We start from the raw sequence: 16,701 nt of genomic DNA on the forward strand, positions 1-16,701 counted from the left end.
TTGATCTCCTTTACGACAATGCCATTTAGACTATCACCCCTGAAGTGTAGCGGCCAGCGCATGACGCGCTATTCGGCGCGAAACAGCTGAAAAACCGTTGATTACACTGCAAAAGTGCTAGAAATTAGCATTCGACAACGTTTACTGCGAGTCCACCCTTTGACGTCTCTTTGTACTTGGACATCATATCTTCACCGGTTTGCTTCATCGTAGCAATAGCTTGATCAAGGCTTACGATATGTGACCCGTCTCCTAGCATCGCCATACGTACCGCGTTGATAGCAGTGTTGGCAGCCATCGCGTTGCGTTCGATGCATGGAATCTGCACGAGTCCACCAACTGGGTCGCACGTAAGGCCAAGATTGTGTTCGATACCGATTTCTGCTGCATTCTCCACCTGTTGTGGAGTACCGCCCATGACTGCGGCAAGTCCGGCAGCAGCCATGGAACATGCAACGCCGACTTCTCCCTGGCAGCCAACTTCTGCGCCAGAAATTGACGCGTTGCGCTTAAACAGGTAGCCGATCGCTCCAGCAGTGAGTAGGAAGCATTCGATTCCTGCCTCGTCGGCAGAATCCACAAAATGCCAATAGTATTCCATGACCGCGGGGATGATGCCAGCGGAGCCGTTCGTCGGCGCGGTGACAACGCGACCACCGCCCGCATTCTCCTCGCTGACTGCCATGGCGAACAATGCTACCCATGCTGAATCGGATGATTCCAAAGCGGAAGCAATGCGACGCCCACGACGCAGCACATCACTATTCGCAGCGAGTCGCTCATACATGACCGGGGCACGACGGGGTACGTCTAAGCCTCCCGGCAGTATCTTCGCGTGACTGGTACAGCCAGCATCAATACAACCACGCATAACATGCCATACGCCGTCAAGTCGCGCATGCACCTCATCTTCTGACTGCCAAGACGTTTCATTACGCCACACCAGTTCGGCAATACTCAAATGATGTTCACGACACAACGCGATAAGCTCATCGCATGTAGCAAACGGATAGGGTGCGTCCGGGCCGAAATCGACAGCATCTGAGCTTCCTTTGGCATCGCCGGAAAGTTTCATGTCTTCCGGAACAGGCTCATGATTGGAAATGAGCAGATCACCAGCTTTGCCTTTGCGAATGAACCCGCCACCAATCGAATACCATACTTGCTCGTCAACAATGTTATTGTGCGCGTCAAATGCTTGGAATCGCATGCCGTTAGGATGCGGTGCAAGCCGGTGCCAACGGTCAAACACCATATCGCGCGCATCATCATACGAGACAGTGCGTTTACCTGCCAGATTCAGTTGATGGCTATCAGTGCAATGCTCGCGAACAACCATGACATAGTCTGTATCCACGTCAACAGGCAGGTGACCTTCTAATCCGGCTAGCACAGCACGGTCAGTACCATGTCCAAGACCGGTTAACGACAATGACCCATACAACACAACGCGTACACGCGCGGTACGCTCTAATGCGCCCGATTGTGCGAGTGAAGAGGCGAACGCCTGAGCGGCACACATAGGGCCAACCGTATGGGAGGAACTAGGGCCAACCCCAATAGTGAACATGTCAAGAACACTGAACATACGTGTATCATCCCACTTTCACTGTCACGCAACATGAGTGAGCGTAAGCCACAGCACAATGCCACCCAGTATGGCCAGTACGATGCCAATACCGCCAGCTACCGCAACGATTGCCTTGCGCTCAGCAAATCGCGAAGCAACACTCGAGCCAAGGAAGAACGATACCATGCCAGCGATGGCACAGTTCGCGCCAATACTGAGCGCAACGTTTTGCGAGAGCGCATCATGACCGACTGGCACCAGTATGGCGTTGATGACTGCTGGATAAACTGCATACCCCCACACGCAAAATCCGGCGCCGCCAGCTAGCGCGTATGCCATTGGCATCCATGCGCGCGACTTGCCTTCTAGCCGATGTGTGAACGAGTCAACAGCCCATAGCAGTGCGAAGCCAACGGTATAGGTGAACGCTACAGCGAACAGGCATGCGACCAAGAACCAAGGCAGTACATTAAATGCTCCTGACGCGGCATCAACCATCAGCGGCGCGCTCACTAGCTCGCATACGCACATGGCAGTAGCGATGCCTACCGCTTGTACCAGCATTGTGGGCAATCCATGTTCGGATTCACGTGTCACTTCCATCCAGCTGGCCATGCATTATCCTTTCGCTGTATTTATTGGGTTGTATACGACCCAATTTCGCCCTTTTCACGTCGCGCGTCAGTCTAACTGTTGAAAGAAAACCATATGTTAAGGTTTGCCGACACTGTAATCGCCATTCATTGATCTGCCGTGCTGGGGTTTATAAGAGTTAGCAATAAATCGGTAATACTGCAAAGCCCCACATATCCGATAAGGATGTGTGGGGCTTCAGCTGTTGTCAACTGTCAATCAGCGAGCAGCTGCGCGATGATCAGCGCTCTTCGGTCTTACGGCGACGAATTACTTCGATGCCGGCACCGGCTGCGAAGAGGGTGGCAGCGATTAGTACCGCAGTAGTAGCGTCCGCACCCGTGGAGGCCAATTTCTTACCGTAGGCGTAGATGACCGCGTTCGTATCGCTCGGGTCGTTCTCAACCTTCGGTGTGGTGGTCTGGGTATTGGAAGCAGTACCACTGTTCCCCGTGTTCTCCGAACCGTTGCCCTGATTCTCGGTGTTGCTACCGTTGTTACCGGTATTGCCACCGTTCTCAGTATTGCCACCGTTGTTCTCAGTGTTCCCGCCGTTATTAGTACTGCCACCGTTCTCAGTGTTGCCACTGTTATTCTCGGTGTTCTTTGCCTGGACGGTAACCGTACGAGTCACGGTGGTGGTGTTTCCTGCGGCGTCAGTGATCGTGTAGGTGAGGGTGTAGGTTCCGGGGGTATTCGCATCCACTGAACCCGTGACCGTGATGTTCTTGGTCACATCACCATCTACATCATCCGCAGCGGTAATACCCGCGAGAGCATCGAACGCATCCCCAGCAGTGATCTGCACATTGTCAGCTCCGGTAATGGTGGGCTTGGTGGTGTCCGCAGGCTTATCAGGCGTGGTAGTACCACCACCCGGATTCTCAGGAGTGGTGCTCTTCGCCGTGACCGTGACCGTGCGCGTGACCGTGGTCTTGTTTCCGGCCTTATCGACAGCGGTGTAAGTCAGGGTGTAGGTTCCGGGGGTATTCACATCCACCGTGCCAGTGAACGTAACCGTGACCACGCCGTCCTTCGCATCCAGACCAGTCACGCCACTCATCGGGTCGAACGCATCACCCTGAGTAATCTCAGTGCTGGACGCTCCAGAAATCACCGGCGCATCCTTATCAGCGGTCAGCTCATCGTACGCCTTCTGAGCGGCCGCGAGGTTCACCTGAGCCTCATTCAACGCCTTCTGAGCATCCTCGACGGCCTTGAGCGCAGTGTCGTTCGCAGCAACCGTGTCCTTGGCGGTCTGGAGTGTCTTCTGAGCGGCCTCCAGCTTCGCCTTGGCTTCGGTGAGCGTCTTGACCTGAGCATTGAGCTTCTCATACGCGACCCTGATGCGGGCGAGCTGTTCAGGCTTAATACCCGAAGCATCCTCCAGAGCCTTGAGCTTATCCGACGCCGCCTTCAGTGCCGTAGCGGCATCCGCAGCACCCTGCTTCGCTTCACCCAGCGCCTTGTTGGCAGCGGTCTTATCGCCCTGAGCCGTTTCAAGTGCCTTCTTCGCCTCAGACAGGGTATTGGCCGCAGCGGTCTGCTTCGCCTGAGCTTCGGTGTACGCGGTCTGAGCAGCATTCACCTTGTCGCGCAGATCAGTCAGCGTCTTCAGCTGTTCCTTCGCCTGCTTGAGTTCCTCACTCTTCTGGGCAAGCGTCTGATCGGCGGTAACCTTCGCAGCCTGAGTTGCCGTAACCTTCGCTTCAGCCGCAGCCACCTTCTGATCAAGCTCGGTCACCACACCCGTCTGAGTGTTGATTTCGGCATTCTTGGCAGTGATCTGGGTATTCACCTCATTAAGCTCGGTCTGGAGCTTCTCAATCGCAGCCTGATCACCCTCGGACGGTTCGCCATGCTGATCAACCCACTGATTGTAAGCTGTCTGAGCCGAATCAAGCGCGCCCTTGAGCACCTGCGCCTGAGCCACCAGAGAATCCTTCTCAGCGACCTTCTGCTCATACGCGGCCTGCTTCTTCCCGGTCTCAGTGGTGGCGGTTTCAGCGGCCTTCTGAGCTTCCTCCGCCTTCTTCTGCGCCGCCTCATACTCAGCCGGCGCATTCTTCAAAGAGTTCTCATACTCATCAAGCATCTGCTTGAACTGAGCCACCGTGTACTTTGCATCCGAACCGGTGACGTTCTGGAAGTAATTGTTGTACTGAAACTGCTGGGTGCCAACGGCAGTGCCCTTGTCAGTCTTGTGGTAGTTATCAATACCCGTGCCGAAGCCTGTGGCGGTTTCGGTGGAGTCCACAATGTTGAGGTAGTGACCGACATCTTCCGCGAGGGTCTTGTTGACCTTGATGAGGCAGTTCATGCCCTTGTAGCGGCATGCTTCAATGTTGGGGTCATCTTTAGCGTAAGTGTCGAATTCAAACTTTTCGGCGTCGTACCACATGTAGATCATGGAAGAATCCGCAGGATCGTCACCGCCATAGTAGGAGCGTGCGATGTTTTCGCCTAGTCCCCAACGGCGTGTGTCGTAAGTGTGGTTGTATTCTTCGGTTTGTGCGTACTGATATGACGTGTTCTCATTGTTACCAGCAGCGGTAACCATAATGAAGTCACTCACCAGAAGCTCAGACTGTCCTTCCGCTACACGCAACTTATTGATCTGTTCAATGTAAGCGAGTGACTTCCTGACGTTGGACAGGTTGAATGCATTGGCTTTATCCGCCGGGTTTACAAGACCTTTCTGAACCCACTCTTGGAACTTCGGATCAGACTTAATTAGATTCTTCGCCGCTTCGGACCCGTTCTTCTCAATGAACCCAAGCAGCCCCTTATCCAGCTGCGCCTGTGCCGTGTCCGCAGCCTGCTTCTTGCCAGCCGCATCATCAGCAGCCTTCTGAGCTTCAGCCTTCTTGTTGGTCTCATCCGTCTTGGCGGCATCGAGCGCATCCTTGGCATCGCTCACAGCCTGTTCCGCCGTGTTGACCTCAGCTTGCTTGGCGTCATACTTGGCCTGAGCGTCCGCGAGTTCCTGCTTGAGCTTAATACCCTCGGCGTCGGTGTTGGCATTGTCGAGCTGCTTCTGGAGGTTATCACGCTTGGTCTTAAGCGCATCCAGCTCGGAGTTCAGGGTATTGAGCTTGTCCTTGGCCTCATCCCTCTTCTGCACCGCCTCGGTCTTCTCAGCCGTGGCGTCCTGAGCGGCCTTGTCCGCAGCGTCAGCGTCCTTCTGAGCCTGATCAACCTGCGGGGTCACCGTGTTCACGGTATCCTGCACCTGCTGAATCTTCTCATCGGTGGCACCGGCGTCAGCGGCGTTCTTCTGAGCCTCGGTCAGGGTATTCTTCGCAGCGTCAGCATTCGCATCAGCCGCATCCGCATCCTTCTGAGCCTCATTGACCTTGTTCTGCGCTTCGGTTTCCTTCTGCGCAGCATCAGCAGCATCCTTCTGCGCCTGTTCCACCTTGGTATCGGCGGCGGTCTTGTTGGCTTCGGCTTCGGTCACCTTGTCAGCAGCTTCACCCATCTCCGGCGTGTACTCACCAGAGGCGTCGCCCTTGGCGGCATCGTATTCCTGCTGTGCGGCGTCCTTGTCCTTCTGAGCCTGATCGACTTCGCCCTGCGCCTGATCAACCTCGGTCTGCTTGTCGGTCACATCCTGCTTGGCCGCGTCAATCTGTTCTTGGGTCGGAGCGTTCTTCTGCGCCTCATCAAGAGCAGCCTGCTTGTCAGCCACATCAGCCTTGGCGTCATTCAGATTCTTCTCGGCTTCGGAAACCGCGTCCTTGGTGACCTGATTCTGGTTGGGGTCTACCGGCTGGGTATTCGCGGTGACGTCATCGGCCATCGCATTCGGCGCCACCATACCAGACAACACCACCGTCGTCACAGCAGCAGTAGCCAACTTCTTATAATCCGGTGTCTTCTTCACCTTCCGACGAGCATGACGAGCAACCATTGCTGCCTCTCCCTTTCCGCGTGAAACCGCTGAATACTGGTGTCAATAGGCACGCACGTTGATTCATCAGAACACGTGGCACCCTGAATCCCTTATGCACGGAGATTACCCCCCCCCCTCAGACTCTGGCGCTCACGGCGGATTCTAGCGATCGTTGCAACACCTGGCCGAGCCCCCCCCTATAGCCCGGAAAACCCTTAGCCGGTAGAACACAAAAAGCCGCTCTCCCCTACTGTTGTAGAGGAAAGCGGCTTTTGTTCAACCCTGTCAGCAAGGTGCCTCCGATGGGACTCGAACCCACAAGCCGAAGCGATCGATTTTAAGTCGACTGCGTATACCATTTCGCCACGGAGGCTTGATCTGCCTGTACAGATCGACCATCTTACTATACGACATGATCGAACGTTCTGACAGACAAATCGTCAATTTGGCATCGTACAGCGTTTTGCTGCTGAATAATGCCACTGAGTTTTGTTTGTTACTGAGCGAGCAGACGACGCCCACAATCAAGCACAATACCGTCCAGCAAACCGTGTTCGCTAGCAATATAGGAGTCGATCGGAGTACCATGATCCGCTTCAGCTGCGGCGGAAACCTTCGCGAGTACGCGGTTCCATACCACTGCGCCGCCGCCTACCACATCAATACGCCCCGGGTGAATCGTCTTATATTCAGCGCGCTCAGCGCGTGTCATACGCAAGAATCGGTCATCAATCGCATAAGCATCTTCATTAGCAATACGCACACCGTCCACGCGAGTGTGATCGTATTCCTTTAATCCCAGAGCCAGCGCGCTCATCGTGGTTACTGTGCCAGACACGCCGATAATTGTGCGCGCTTTGCCAGCCGGCACAGTGCGGAACGCTTCGTCAATATGCTGGTCAACATCGGCAATAGCCTCCTCGATTTCACTGTCAGTCGGAGGATCAGTATGTAGATGGCGTTCAGTCATACGCACCGAACCAATGTTCATAGAGAACGCAGCTTGCACCTGATCAGCAGGCGCGCTCACTCCGTCACCGCCCAATACCAGCTCGGTGGAACCTCCACCCAAATCCACAACAAGATACGGTGCAGGTAGCTCACCACGCGGCACAACACTGGTAGCGCCAAGGAAGCTCAGATCAGCTTCCTCAGTTCCAGGAATAACCTCGGGGCGCACGCCAAGAATGCGTTCGATACCATCCTCAAATTCTTCGCGGTTAGCAGCATCACGAGTCGCAGACGTGGCAACGAAACGCAACTTATCAACAGGATGCTCCGCAAGCACGCCAGCAAATTCACGCGCAGCCTCATAGGCGCGCTCCAGCGCTTCATCAGCAAACCGATGCGTTTTATCAACATCCTGACCCAAGCGAATCACGCGCAGAATACGCGGCACAATCACATGCATGCCTTGCTCGTCAACGCGCGCGATTTTCAGACGGATCGAATTTGTGCCGCAATCAATACCAGCTACGGTAACCGATGCCATTCCTTGTTATCTCCTTACCAAACGACTCGAATCGTTCACACTAACAATTCATCACTCAGCGTCAATGCTGCAACGGCACACATTCGGCGCGAATTCATCCACGATACGCGCCAGCGTCAAATCACCAATAGGATTAACGCCCTCGCCCATCACCAGTGTTTGAGCCAGCAATGCGTGCAAACACTTAACACGAGTTGGCATGCCTCCCGCACTGGTTAATGCAATATGCGATTCATCATCGCCGAGACGTTCAGCTAATTCGTGACGGAATGCAAGATAACGTTGATGCGCATCAGCGTATGCGTGCGCGACTGTTTCATCCTCAGCAAGCAAGTCATTATATTCGCGCATCACGCCCGCAGCTTCCACATGAGACACTGCTTTAACAGCTTCTGGGCTCGTCAAATAGCACGTAGTTGGGAATGGGATACCACCTGGCAACATCGGTCGAGTCACCACTGCTAACGGTCGGCCACATACACAGCGAGCACCCACTGCCACCATACCGCGAGGGTACCGTCCCAGCTGACGTTCAACGATGTCGATGTCGGACTGCGTGGCAGGCTGGGCCATCAACGTATCAACAAGGCGTTTTGCTTCCTGTTCGAAGATTGTGTCGTTGTTGGTCACGCTGTATTACTCCTTGCCGGTTGTTGTGTTCGTGTCGGTTTTCGTATCTGTTGTATTGGTATTTGAGTCAGAACTGCTGTTCTTGCTACTCGATGATGCGTCTGACGAATCTGTTGATGTTGTTGCCGGATCAGCATCTGCTTTTTTAAACGCGTAGGCCAGTTCGCTATACCAAGGAAGTGCTTTTTTATCAGACGATGTGCCACTCGAACTCGTGGAACTCTGCGACCCGCCAGTCACCGCTTCAGGATGCTCCACGCGTACAGACTGTTCGCCTGGGAACACGAATCCGAGTCGTTCGCGTGCCTGCGCGGCAACATAACTGTCATCGTTCCATCGAGCAATATCATTCTCTAGGTCTTGTTTCTTCGCAACAAGTGCAGCCTCTTGTTTTTTGAGACCATTGAGCTCTGCCAAGTTCAGCGCATACGTATGGAACGTAGACACCATTTGGATAGCGCCCAATGCGACGATGAACAAGGATACAAAGAAAGCGATAGGGCCGGCGCTGCGACCGCGTTTTCCGGTTTTTTTCCGTTGACGGGTATTCCGGTTCATGCTCATAGCCAATAAAAATACCCGGCGCATTCGACTTGACGAATACGCCGGGCAACGTATTACCCACTTGGGCGATCAGCGAGTTGAGACAAATATCATCTCAACTCAAGACTGACTCACTTAGCGAGGTACTTCTTGCAGGCCTTGAATGCGCTGTAGCCAGCGTACTTCGCGGTGGAGCCGAGCTCCTCCTCGATCTCCAGCAGGCGGTTGTACTTGGCAACGCGCTCGCCACGAGCCGGGGCACCAGTCTTGATCTGGCGGGTGTTCTTAGCCACAGCCAGGTCGGAGATGGTGGTGTCCGGGGTCTCGCCAGAACGGTGAGAAACCATGGAGGTGTAGCCGTTAGCGGTGGCCAGCTCGATAGCGTCGAGGGTTTCGGTAACGGTACCGATCTGGTTCAGCTTGACCAGCAGGGAGTTGGCAGCGCCGAGCTCGATGGCCTTGGCCAGGCGAGCCGGGTTGGTCACCAGCAGGTCGTCGCCGACGAACTGCAGACGATCGCCGAGCAGCTTGGTGATGGCGGTCCAGTCTTCCCAGCCTTCTTCCTGGAACGGATCCTCGATGGAGACGATCGGGTACTCCTCGATGAGCTGCTCGTAGAAGTCGAGCATGTACTGGGAGTCGCGGTCATCGCCTTCGAAGTGGTACTTGCCGGTCTCCTTGTTGTAGAACTCGGAGGAAGCCACGTCAAGGGAGATACCGATCTGCTTGCCCGGCTCGTAGCCAGCGGCGGAGATGGCGTCCATGATGTAGTTCAGGGAGTCCTTGTTGGACTTCATCTTCGGAGCGAAGCCGCCCTCGTCGCCGAGGCCAGTGTTCAGGCCTTCCTTCTTCAGGACGTTCTTGAGGGTGTGGTAGACCTCAACGCCAGCCTGCAGAGCCTCGGAGTAGGTGTCGAAGCCGTACGGGGAGATCATGTACTCCTGGATGTCGGTTGCGAAGTCAGCGTGAGCACCACCGTTCATGATGTTCATGTTCGGAACCGGCAGGATGTGGCCGTTGGTGCCGCCAATGTAGCGGTACAGCGGCTCTTCGGCGGACTCAGCGGCGGCGTACAGAGCAGCCAGGGAGACACCGAGGATGGCGTTAGCGCCCAGACGGCCCTTGTTCGGGGTGCCGTCGAGCTCGATCATCAGGTCGTCGAGAGCGCGCTGGTCGGAGGCATCCATGCCGATGACCTTCGGAGCGATCTCTTCGTTCACGGCCTTGACCGCGTTCAGAACGCCCTTGCCGCCGTAGACGGACTTGTCGCCGTCGCGACGCTCCCAAGCCTCAGCTTCACCGGTGGAAGCACCGGACGGAACGAGACCCAGGCCCTGGGCGCCGTCCTCAGTGTCCAGCACGACCTGCACGGTCGGGTTGCCACGGGAATCGAGAATCTGACGCGCGTACACGCTTTCAATTGCTGCCACAACTACTCCTTTTACGTATAGGTTGTGATGACAGCCTTAAGAATACCGGGATTTGTGGACGACGCGCAAGATTAGGCGACACAATAATGTGAACGCTCACATCATTGCGGTGGTGCCCTACTCCCCTATCGAACAATCATTGGCCTATAGGATTTGCTCCATACCGATCTTATACGGCTTAAGACCCAAACGCTCATAGAACGCCTGCGCCCCAGGATTGCACGACCACACGTTAAGCGTCACGTTATAACAGCCGGTTTTGCGCGCAAAATCAAGCACATGCTGGTACAACGCAGTGCCAACGTGACGACCGCGCGCCGCTTCGTCTACACAGATGTCGTCAATGTACAGTGTCGTGATGTCAGTGAGAATATGACTATCCGCGTGGCGTTCGAACACGCAGAACGCGTAACCGTACAGGGTCGCGTCATCATCAGCGAACGCGCCGAATACCGGCGTCTCATCATTCGAGAGAATATCTGCCAGCTCATCGTCTGTGTACTTGGTCACACCGGTGTTAAACAGATCCGGGCGTCCCTGATGATGCACTTCCAGCACCTCACGCAGCAGCTTATGCAGCTGCGGGATATCGCGCACCTCGGCACGGCGGATGTATATGTTGACGGCAACTGTAGAGTCTTGCTCTTCACTCATGTTCGCCAAGTGTATCGTGCAATGTACGTCTCATACAGATACTTCTCACCATTCATTGCTTTGTTAAACGGCCATTTGTTGGAGTTGCTAAGAAGTCTTTGGCGAGAAGTCTGCAATGAATCTTCTACAGTGGTCCCACTGAGTCAAATCGTAAACATAATGTCTGGAGGTACCCCTAAGACCAGCAATTCTGATTACTGGAATAATGGTGTTATTCCCTTTTTCACTCCTAAGGATGCCGGTCAGCCATATACTCGTTCCACCGGGAAATATATTACCCATTTAGGCTTGGACAATTGCAATAGCGAATTATATCCGGTTGGCACTGTTTTTCTAACCGCAAGAGGAACTGTCGGGAAAATATCGATTGCAGGAGTACCTATGGCAATGAATCAATCTTGTTTTGCATTTTCAGGGATTGACATTAGTCAATCTTCAGTGTTCCAAATAATAAATTCAACGGTCCGATCTTTGCGAGCGAAAGCTAATGGAGCAACATTCGCAGCAATTAATATACGCGATCTGAATAGCGAAAATGTACATATACCTTCAAAGAATCTTATAAAGATTTTTCAGCAACATGCAGCACCATTACATAAGACGTTGCTTCTAAACTCTTCAGAAATAGATAAATTAACCCTAATACGCGATACGTTGCTACCTAAACTCATGTCAGGTGAGATTGATGTATCGAAGGTCGAATTGCCTACGTCACCAGCACAAAACATTCATGCAAATGGCCGTTTGTCTGTCAACATCGTTGTTTTCCGTGGTTCGCATTATGTAATGCATGTATTCCGTACACGCATCGAAGCGAAAGAATCCACAATGATAGGAAACAACACCATCGAATCAATCTTGACATCCATGCAGAACACGTTGGACGCACGACAGCTCAGACAGCTCAAAGCCGTGCTGTCAGCCAATCTCAGCACAGAAAATCTTCCCGAGAATAGCAATGAAACCAAAGAACTGCTAAATTCCTTCCTTACCGCCAAGGAACTTGAAGGATGCAGCGAACGCACGTTGAAATATTATGATTCGACGCTCACTCACTACATCAGAAAAACCACTACTCCTCTAACCCAAGTGGACACGGAACAGCTTCGAGCCTATCTCACCGAATACCAGGCGACACACGCCGTGGGAAAAGTTACGGTAGATAACATCCGTCGTATTCTTGCTACGTTCTTCTCATGGTTAGAAGATGAGGATTACATCGTCAAAAGCCCAGCTCGCAAGATACGTCGCGTGAAAGCCCCGATTAGAGTCAAGGAAACCATCTCAGATGAGGATATGGAACGATTGCGTGATGGCTGCGAAACACCACGCGATCTCGCGATGATTGACTTGCTTTCATCCACCGGTATGCGAGTTGGCGAATTAGTGAAGCTCGACCGTGACAGTGTCAACCTCAACGAGCGTGAATGCATTGTGCAAGGTAAAGGCAACAAAGAACGCAAAGCCTACTTTGACGCCAGAGCCAAGCTTCATCTTGAAGAATACCTGCAAGGTCGCAACGACGATAACCCTGCCCTATTCGTCGGTCTCGTCGGCAACCACGAACGCATTGCCATCTGTTCTGTGGAAAGTCGACTTCGCGCCCTTGGAAGGAAACTACAGCTCCCCCGCATTCACCCGCATAAGTTCCGTCGAACCATGGCCACCAACGCCATCAACCGCGGCATGCCAGTCGAGCAGGTGCAAAAACTGCTCGGACACGTCAAAATAGATACCACCATGCAATATGCTCTCGTCAGTCAGAGCAACGTGAAAGCGTCGCACCGTAGGTATCTGGGATAATCTCATCCACTTCCTCTTATAATCGGAATCAACACTGGTCAACACTCACTATCAGCGGAAGGAAGTAGGTTTGAACGCAACAGAAAGCGCTACACAGCAGGCAAGCCATACCGCATATCTGAGTGCAGAGAACGGCTTCACTGTGTTTGAGTACGGTAAGACACGCATACGATTCCGCGCCCCCTACTCATTGGAACGGTATACCGGTGTCAAGCAATGGGACAACGGATACCTCGTGGTGGATGCGAAATACCGGCACAATACCACACCAGAAGAAGAATACATCGACTTGGAACCGGTGCTCACGGATCTCTACATCGACGCTAACCATTTTCTACAGCCGATTCAGAAAGTCGAGATAGCCCATGCCTGATATCGCTTCGATTGCCGGTAGCGCAGGAATGATCGTGAACGGTTATGCGTTCACCAAAACAGATGACGGACACGTCAAGGTGCTGAACCTTAATGCGCCAGAATCGGCTCTGGTACTCGACCATGACGGCAACGTGCTGGAAACCAGCATGGACGACATGGAAGTCGGTATCGTGCAAGAATACTATCGAAACAACAAGGAGTTTCTGGAGGCTGACCATGCCTAAGTACTTCCAGTTCATGGTCGCCGGGTATTACCTGTATTTCACATCGTTCTGCGTCATCGAATGCATGCATGTACATGCCAGCGACACCAAGCTCACCGAATCAGGTTCCGCGAAATTCTTCGTTAAATCCAACGGAGACACCACGCTTGAGCGACAAGGCAGACTAACAGCAAAGGAAGTCTCTATAATTCAGAAATTTATCAAGAAGAACTACCGGGAAATGTACCTCAGGTGGAAGGAATACAGTACCGAAGACTTCTACGGTCAGGACAATAGATAATGTCAACAAAAAGCAAACGATTCTTGAGTGATTTCCTAACACTTACTAATGGGAAAAAGAAGCCCGATTCAAAGGGGCCCATCCCAGTTTATGGTGGTAATGGAATATTCGATACAACCGGCACAAGTAATAGTAACAACTGCATTATCATCGGTCGTGTAGGCGCTTACTGCGGTAGCGTTCATTTTGAAGAGAATTCATGCTGGATCTCAGACAATGCGATTTTTGCAAAACCCAAAAATGATAATTGCATTAGATATTTTTATTATCTTCTCAAGAATCTTCACCTTCAACAACGACAAATTGGCACTAGTCAGCCTTTGATAACACAAAAAGTACTCAATACGATAGAAGTGTGTCCCCATCATATTGATGATCAGCGACGCATTGCGCATATACTTACCAGCCTAGACAACCAGATCGATTGTCTTAATCAAACAAACGGCCATTTGTTGGAGTTGCTGATGACGGAATATCGTAACGTCATCAATTCCATTGACACGTATGGCTGCATTGAGGACTTGGGCACAGTGGTTGGTGGTGCAACTCCATCAAAAAAGCGAGAAGAGTTCTTCACGACTTCCGGTATTAGCTGGGTGACGCCTAAAGATCTTTCTAATACAGCAAATATATTCATTGAGCATGGCACAATGGATATTACCGATGCTGGCTATCAATCCTGTAGTACAAAACTGATGCCTGCTGGTTCGGTCTTATTTAGTTCGCGCGCTCCAGTTGGATATGTTGCGATCGCAGCGAAGGAAGTATGCACTAACCAGGGCTTTAAATCGGTTGTACCATCCGATAACATCGGCACGGCATTCGTTTTCTGCTTTTTGAGGGACAATGCAAAGGAGATTGAAAAGGCGGGTTCCGGTACCACTTTTGTTGAAGTGTCTGGTAGGGCTATGCGTCATTTTGCTGCCCCGATTCCTTCAGCTGAGCAAGCACGATCATTCAGTTCATACGCTGGACCCTTGCTGAATGCGATTAAGAGCAACGAAAATGAAATCGCTGCTTTGGCGAAACTGCGTGATGCGCTGCTGCCCAAACTGATGTCAGGTGAAATTGATGTATCGAAGGTTGAACTACCTACGCCGCCAGAACAAAGTTCTGCGACAAATGGCCGTTTATCTGAACTAGATTAGATATTTCAGAATCGATTGAACTCAACACCGTGGATATCTTTTTCTGAATATAGATAGGAGGCAGAGGAACCCTGATGTCACGAAAAGTACTTGTAGGACGCGCAAGTGCAGGAACACCTACTTGCACTTTATTAGCTAAAATTTTTCCTTGCCCTTCAGGAGAATGCAGATAATACACCAGATATTCCGGTAAAACTCGATCATTGCAACGCAACAAAAATTGACTCTGCGAAATCAGATATCGATCATACTGGGAGTTACTGGGAATAAGCGCGACCTGTCCTAAAGTCCCCCGATGAGTAACTACGATATCGCCTCGCTTGGCAATGGACCGGGATAAGCTATCGGCCTTCTGCTCAGTCACAAATCTAAGTCCATTATCATTTAGTCTGAAACCAGAGATATTGGAACCATTGATAATTGGCACTCCAAACGCAACAAAGCAATCTTTCTTAACGTCAGAACCAAAAGGCCCCATAGAAAGGCTGCATATCTCATTCACTGTGACTTCGGGCCAGTTAGAACCCATACCCAATCGCCTCCAAATTCTTTTTGATTTCGGCTTGCAGTCGGCTGGACTCCTCGAAGCACTTGGCGAGTTCACCGGTCAGACGCTTCATCTTCTCATCAAACGGCTCGTCGTCCTCTTCCTGTTCGGCGATGCCGACATAGCGGCCCGGCGTGAGAATGTAATCCTGCTTGGCGATGTCTTCGATGGACACCGCCGCAGAGAAGCCTTTCTCCTCCTCCAGTGTCCCGTCACGGAACGCATCAAACGTGGACGCGATCTTCTGAACATCCTCATCAGTGAGCGTACGCTGTGAGCGACTAATCATCGTGCCCATGTTGCGAGCGTCCACAAATAATGTCTTCGAATCAGCAGGGCGACCTTTGCGAAGGAACCATAGGCATACCGGAATCTGCGTGGAGAAGAACAGCTGCGTTGGCATCGCAACAATACCCTCCACCAGTCCGGCGTTGACGATGTTCTTGCGAATTTCACCCTCGTTGTTCGTCTGCGAAGACAGCGAACCATTGGCAAGCACCAGACCGATTCTGCCGGACTGAGACAGGTGGTGAATCATGTGCTGCATCCATGCGAAGTTTGCATTGCCTTCAGGCGGCACGCCGTATTCCCAGCGTGGGTCATCCTTGAGTTTGTCACCGCCCCAATCTGACAGGTTGAACGGTGGATTGGCAAGAATGTAATCGAACCGTTCAGTGCGATGCAGATCGTTGAAGAACGTATCGTCGTTCTTTGGGCCAAGATCAGCATCAATACCACGAATGGCGAGGTTCATCGTGGCCATCTTCCACGTGGTCGGGTTCGACTCCTGACCATAGACAGAGATGTTGTTGATATTGCCCTGATGGTTACGCACGAACTCGGCGGACTGCACGAACATGCCACCGGAACCGCACGCCGGGTCATATACACGCCCCTTGAATGGTTCAAGCACGTTCACCAACGTCTTCACCACGCATTTCGGCGTGTAGAACTCGCCGGCGTTCTTGCCTTCCTGCGATGCGAACTGCGACAGGCAATATTCATACGTGCGACCAAGTAAATCATGGGTGCCACCGTTTTCGGTCATCTTCACATTGGTGAACAGGTCGACCACTTCCCCAAGCCGGCGCTTGTCCAGTTCGGGACGTGCGAAGTTCTTGGGCAACACGCCCTTAAGCTTTTTGTTCTCCTGCTCGATGAGCCTCATCGATTCATCAATAACCTTGCCGACTTCAGGAGTATGCGCGGCCGCGGACACAACTTCCCATCGAGCTTCTTTCGGCACCCAGAAAATGTTCTCGGACGCATACGCGTCACGATCTTCTTCGAACCCTTCGCCTTCGGCCACCAGTTCAGCGTGTTTGGCCTCGAAGTTATCCGAAATGTACTTGAGGAAAATCAAACCGAGCACAACGTTCTTATATTCCGAAGCATCGATGTTGCCACGTAACTTACAAGCCGCATCCCAAATCTGCTCCTCGAATCCAAGGGCTTTGGTACTTGTTTTCTTCGCCAT

General features: G+C 52.4%; 15 protein-coding genes and 1 tRNA gene. 5 read left to right on the forward strand and 11 right to left on the reverse strand.

All coding sequences use genetic code 11. From position 1 onward, the window contains the following. Positions 1–124: 124 nt before the first annotated feature. From D2E25_RS01625 to D2E25_RS01665, 9 genes are all read right to left on the reverse strand, one after another. Positions 125–1,588, reverse strand: a complete 1,464-nt coding sequence (locus D2E25_RS01625) for an L-serine ammonia-lyase (RefSeq protein ID WP_125979302.1) — start codon at positions 1,586–1,588, stop codon at positions 125–127. A gap of 24 nt (positions 1,589–1,612) precedes the next feature. After that, a complete protein-coding gene (locus D2E25_RS01630) occupies positions 1,613–2,185 on the reverse strand; it encodes a 4-hydroxybenzoate polyprenyltransferase (protein WP_125979303.1) in 573 nt (190 codons plus the stop codon). A 259-nt stretch (positions 2,186–2,444) separates the two neighbouring features. Next, the gene (locus tag D2E25_RS01635) at positions 2,445–6,116 is read right to left on the reverse strand and encodes an immunoglobulin-like domain-containing protein (RefSeq protein WP_125979304.1); all 3,672 of its coding nucleotides are present in this window, start codon (positions 6,114–6,116) and stop codon (positions 2,445–2,447) included. A 276-nt stretch (positions 6,117–6,392) separates the two neighbouring features. After that, positions 6,393–6,471 (reverse strand) — tRNA-Leu (locus tag D2E25_RS01640). A gap of 123 nt (positions 6,472–6,594) precedes the next feature. Next, on the reverse strand, positions 6,595–7,590 hold the full coding sequence (locus tag D2E25_RS01645; protein WP_125979305.1) for a Ppx/GppA phosphatase family protein: 996 nt from the start codon (positions 7,588–7,590) through the stop codon (positions 6,595–6,597). Between the two features lie 51 nt (positions 7,591–7,641). Continuing rightward, the gene (locus D2E25_RS01650) at positions 7,642–8,163 is read right to left on the reverse strand and encodes a DUF501 domain-containing protein (RefSeq protein WP_125979785.1); all 522 of its coding nucleotides are present in this window, start codon (positions 8,161–8,163) and stop codon (positions 7,642–7,644) included. Between the two features lie 63 nt (positions 8,164–8,226). Continuing rightward, positions 8,227–8,784, reverse strand: coding sequence for an FtsB family cell division protein (locus D2E25_RS01655; RefSeq protein WP_420897308.1), 558 nt, complete (start codon positions 8,782–8,784; stop codon positions 8,227–8,229). A 110-nt stretch (positions 8,785–8,894) separates the two neighbouring features. Next, positions 8,895–10,193, reverse strand: a complete 1,299-nt coding sequence (gene eno / locus D2E25_RS01660) for a phosphopyruvate hydratase (RefSeq protein ID WP_125979307.1) — start codon at positions 10,191–10,193, stop codon at positions 8,895–8,897. Positions 10,194–10,337: 144 nt separating this feature from the next. Next, positions 10,338–10,847, reverse strand: coding sequence for a GNAT family N-acetyltransferase (locus D2E25_RS01665; protein ID WP_125979308.1), 510 nt, complete (start codon positions 10,845–10,847; stop codon positions 10,338–10,340). 21 nt (positions 10,848–10,868) lie between these two features. On the opposite strand from D2E25_RS01665, the gene xerA reads away from it, so the two are divergent. The 5 genes from xerA to D2E25_RS01690 all read left to right on the forward strand — a co-directional run bounded on the left by xerA (position 10,869) and on the right by D2E25_RS01690 (position 14,677). After that, a complete protein-coding gene (xerA, locus tag D2E25_RS10945; protein ID WP_277599944.1) occupies positions 10,869–12,650 on the forward strand; it encodes a site-specific tyrosine recombinase/integron integrase in 1,782 nt (593 codons plus the stop codon). A 70-nt stretch (positions 12,651–12,720) separates the two neighbouring features. Beyond that, positions 12,721–13,023, forward strand: a complete 303-nt coding sequence (locus D2E25_RS01675) for a DUF7724 family protein (RefSeq protein ID WP_125979310.1) — start codon at positions 12,721–12,723, stop codon at positions 13,021–13,023. Beyond that, entirely contained in the window at positions 13,016–13,249 is a 234-nt protein-coding gene (locus D2E25_RS01680; protein WP_125979311.1) for a DUF7723 family protein, read from the forward strand. Before D2E25_RS01675 ends, D2E25_RS01680 begins: the two co-directional genes overlap by 8 nt. A 13-nt stretch (positions 13,250–13,262) precedes the next feature. Next, the gene (locus tag D2E25_RS10870) at positions 13,263–13,529 is read left to right on the forward strand and encodes a DUF4160 domain-containing protein (protein ID WP_420897315.1); all 267 of its coding nucleotides are present in this window, start codon (positions 13,263–13,265) and stop codon (positions 13,527–13,529) included. 23 nt (positions 13,530–13,552) lie between these two features. Further along, entirely contained in the window at positions 13,553–14,677 is a 1,125-nt protein-coding gene (locus tag D2E25_RS01690) for a restriction endonuclease subunit S (protein ID WP_164514651.1), read from the forward strand. Here the strand turns inward: D2E25_RS01690 and D2E25_RS01695 are convergent. Next, a complete protein-coding gene (locus tag D2E25_RS01695; protein WP_125979314.1) occupies positions 14,622–15,206 on the reverse strand; it encodes a restriction endonuclease subunit S in 585 nt (194 codons plus the stop codon). The two genes, D2E25_RS01690 and D2E25_RS01695, sit on opposite strands and share 56 nt — an antisense overlap. After that, complete coding sequence (locus D2E25_RS01700) at positions 15,196–16,701, reverse strand: class I SAM-dependent DNA methyltransferase (protein WP_125979315.1); 1,506 nt, start codon at positions 16,699–16,701, stop codon at positions 15,196–15,198. Before D2E25_RS01700 ends, D2E25_RS01695 begins: the two co-directional genes overlap by 11 nt.

This window comes from Bifidobacterium goeldii, from assembly GCF_003951095.1.
In the GTDB taxonomy this organism is placed as follows: Bacteria; Actinomycetota; Actinomycetes; order Actinomycetales; family Bifidobacteriaceae; genus Bifidobacterium; species Bifidobacterium goeldii.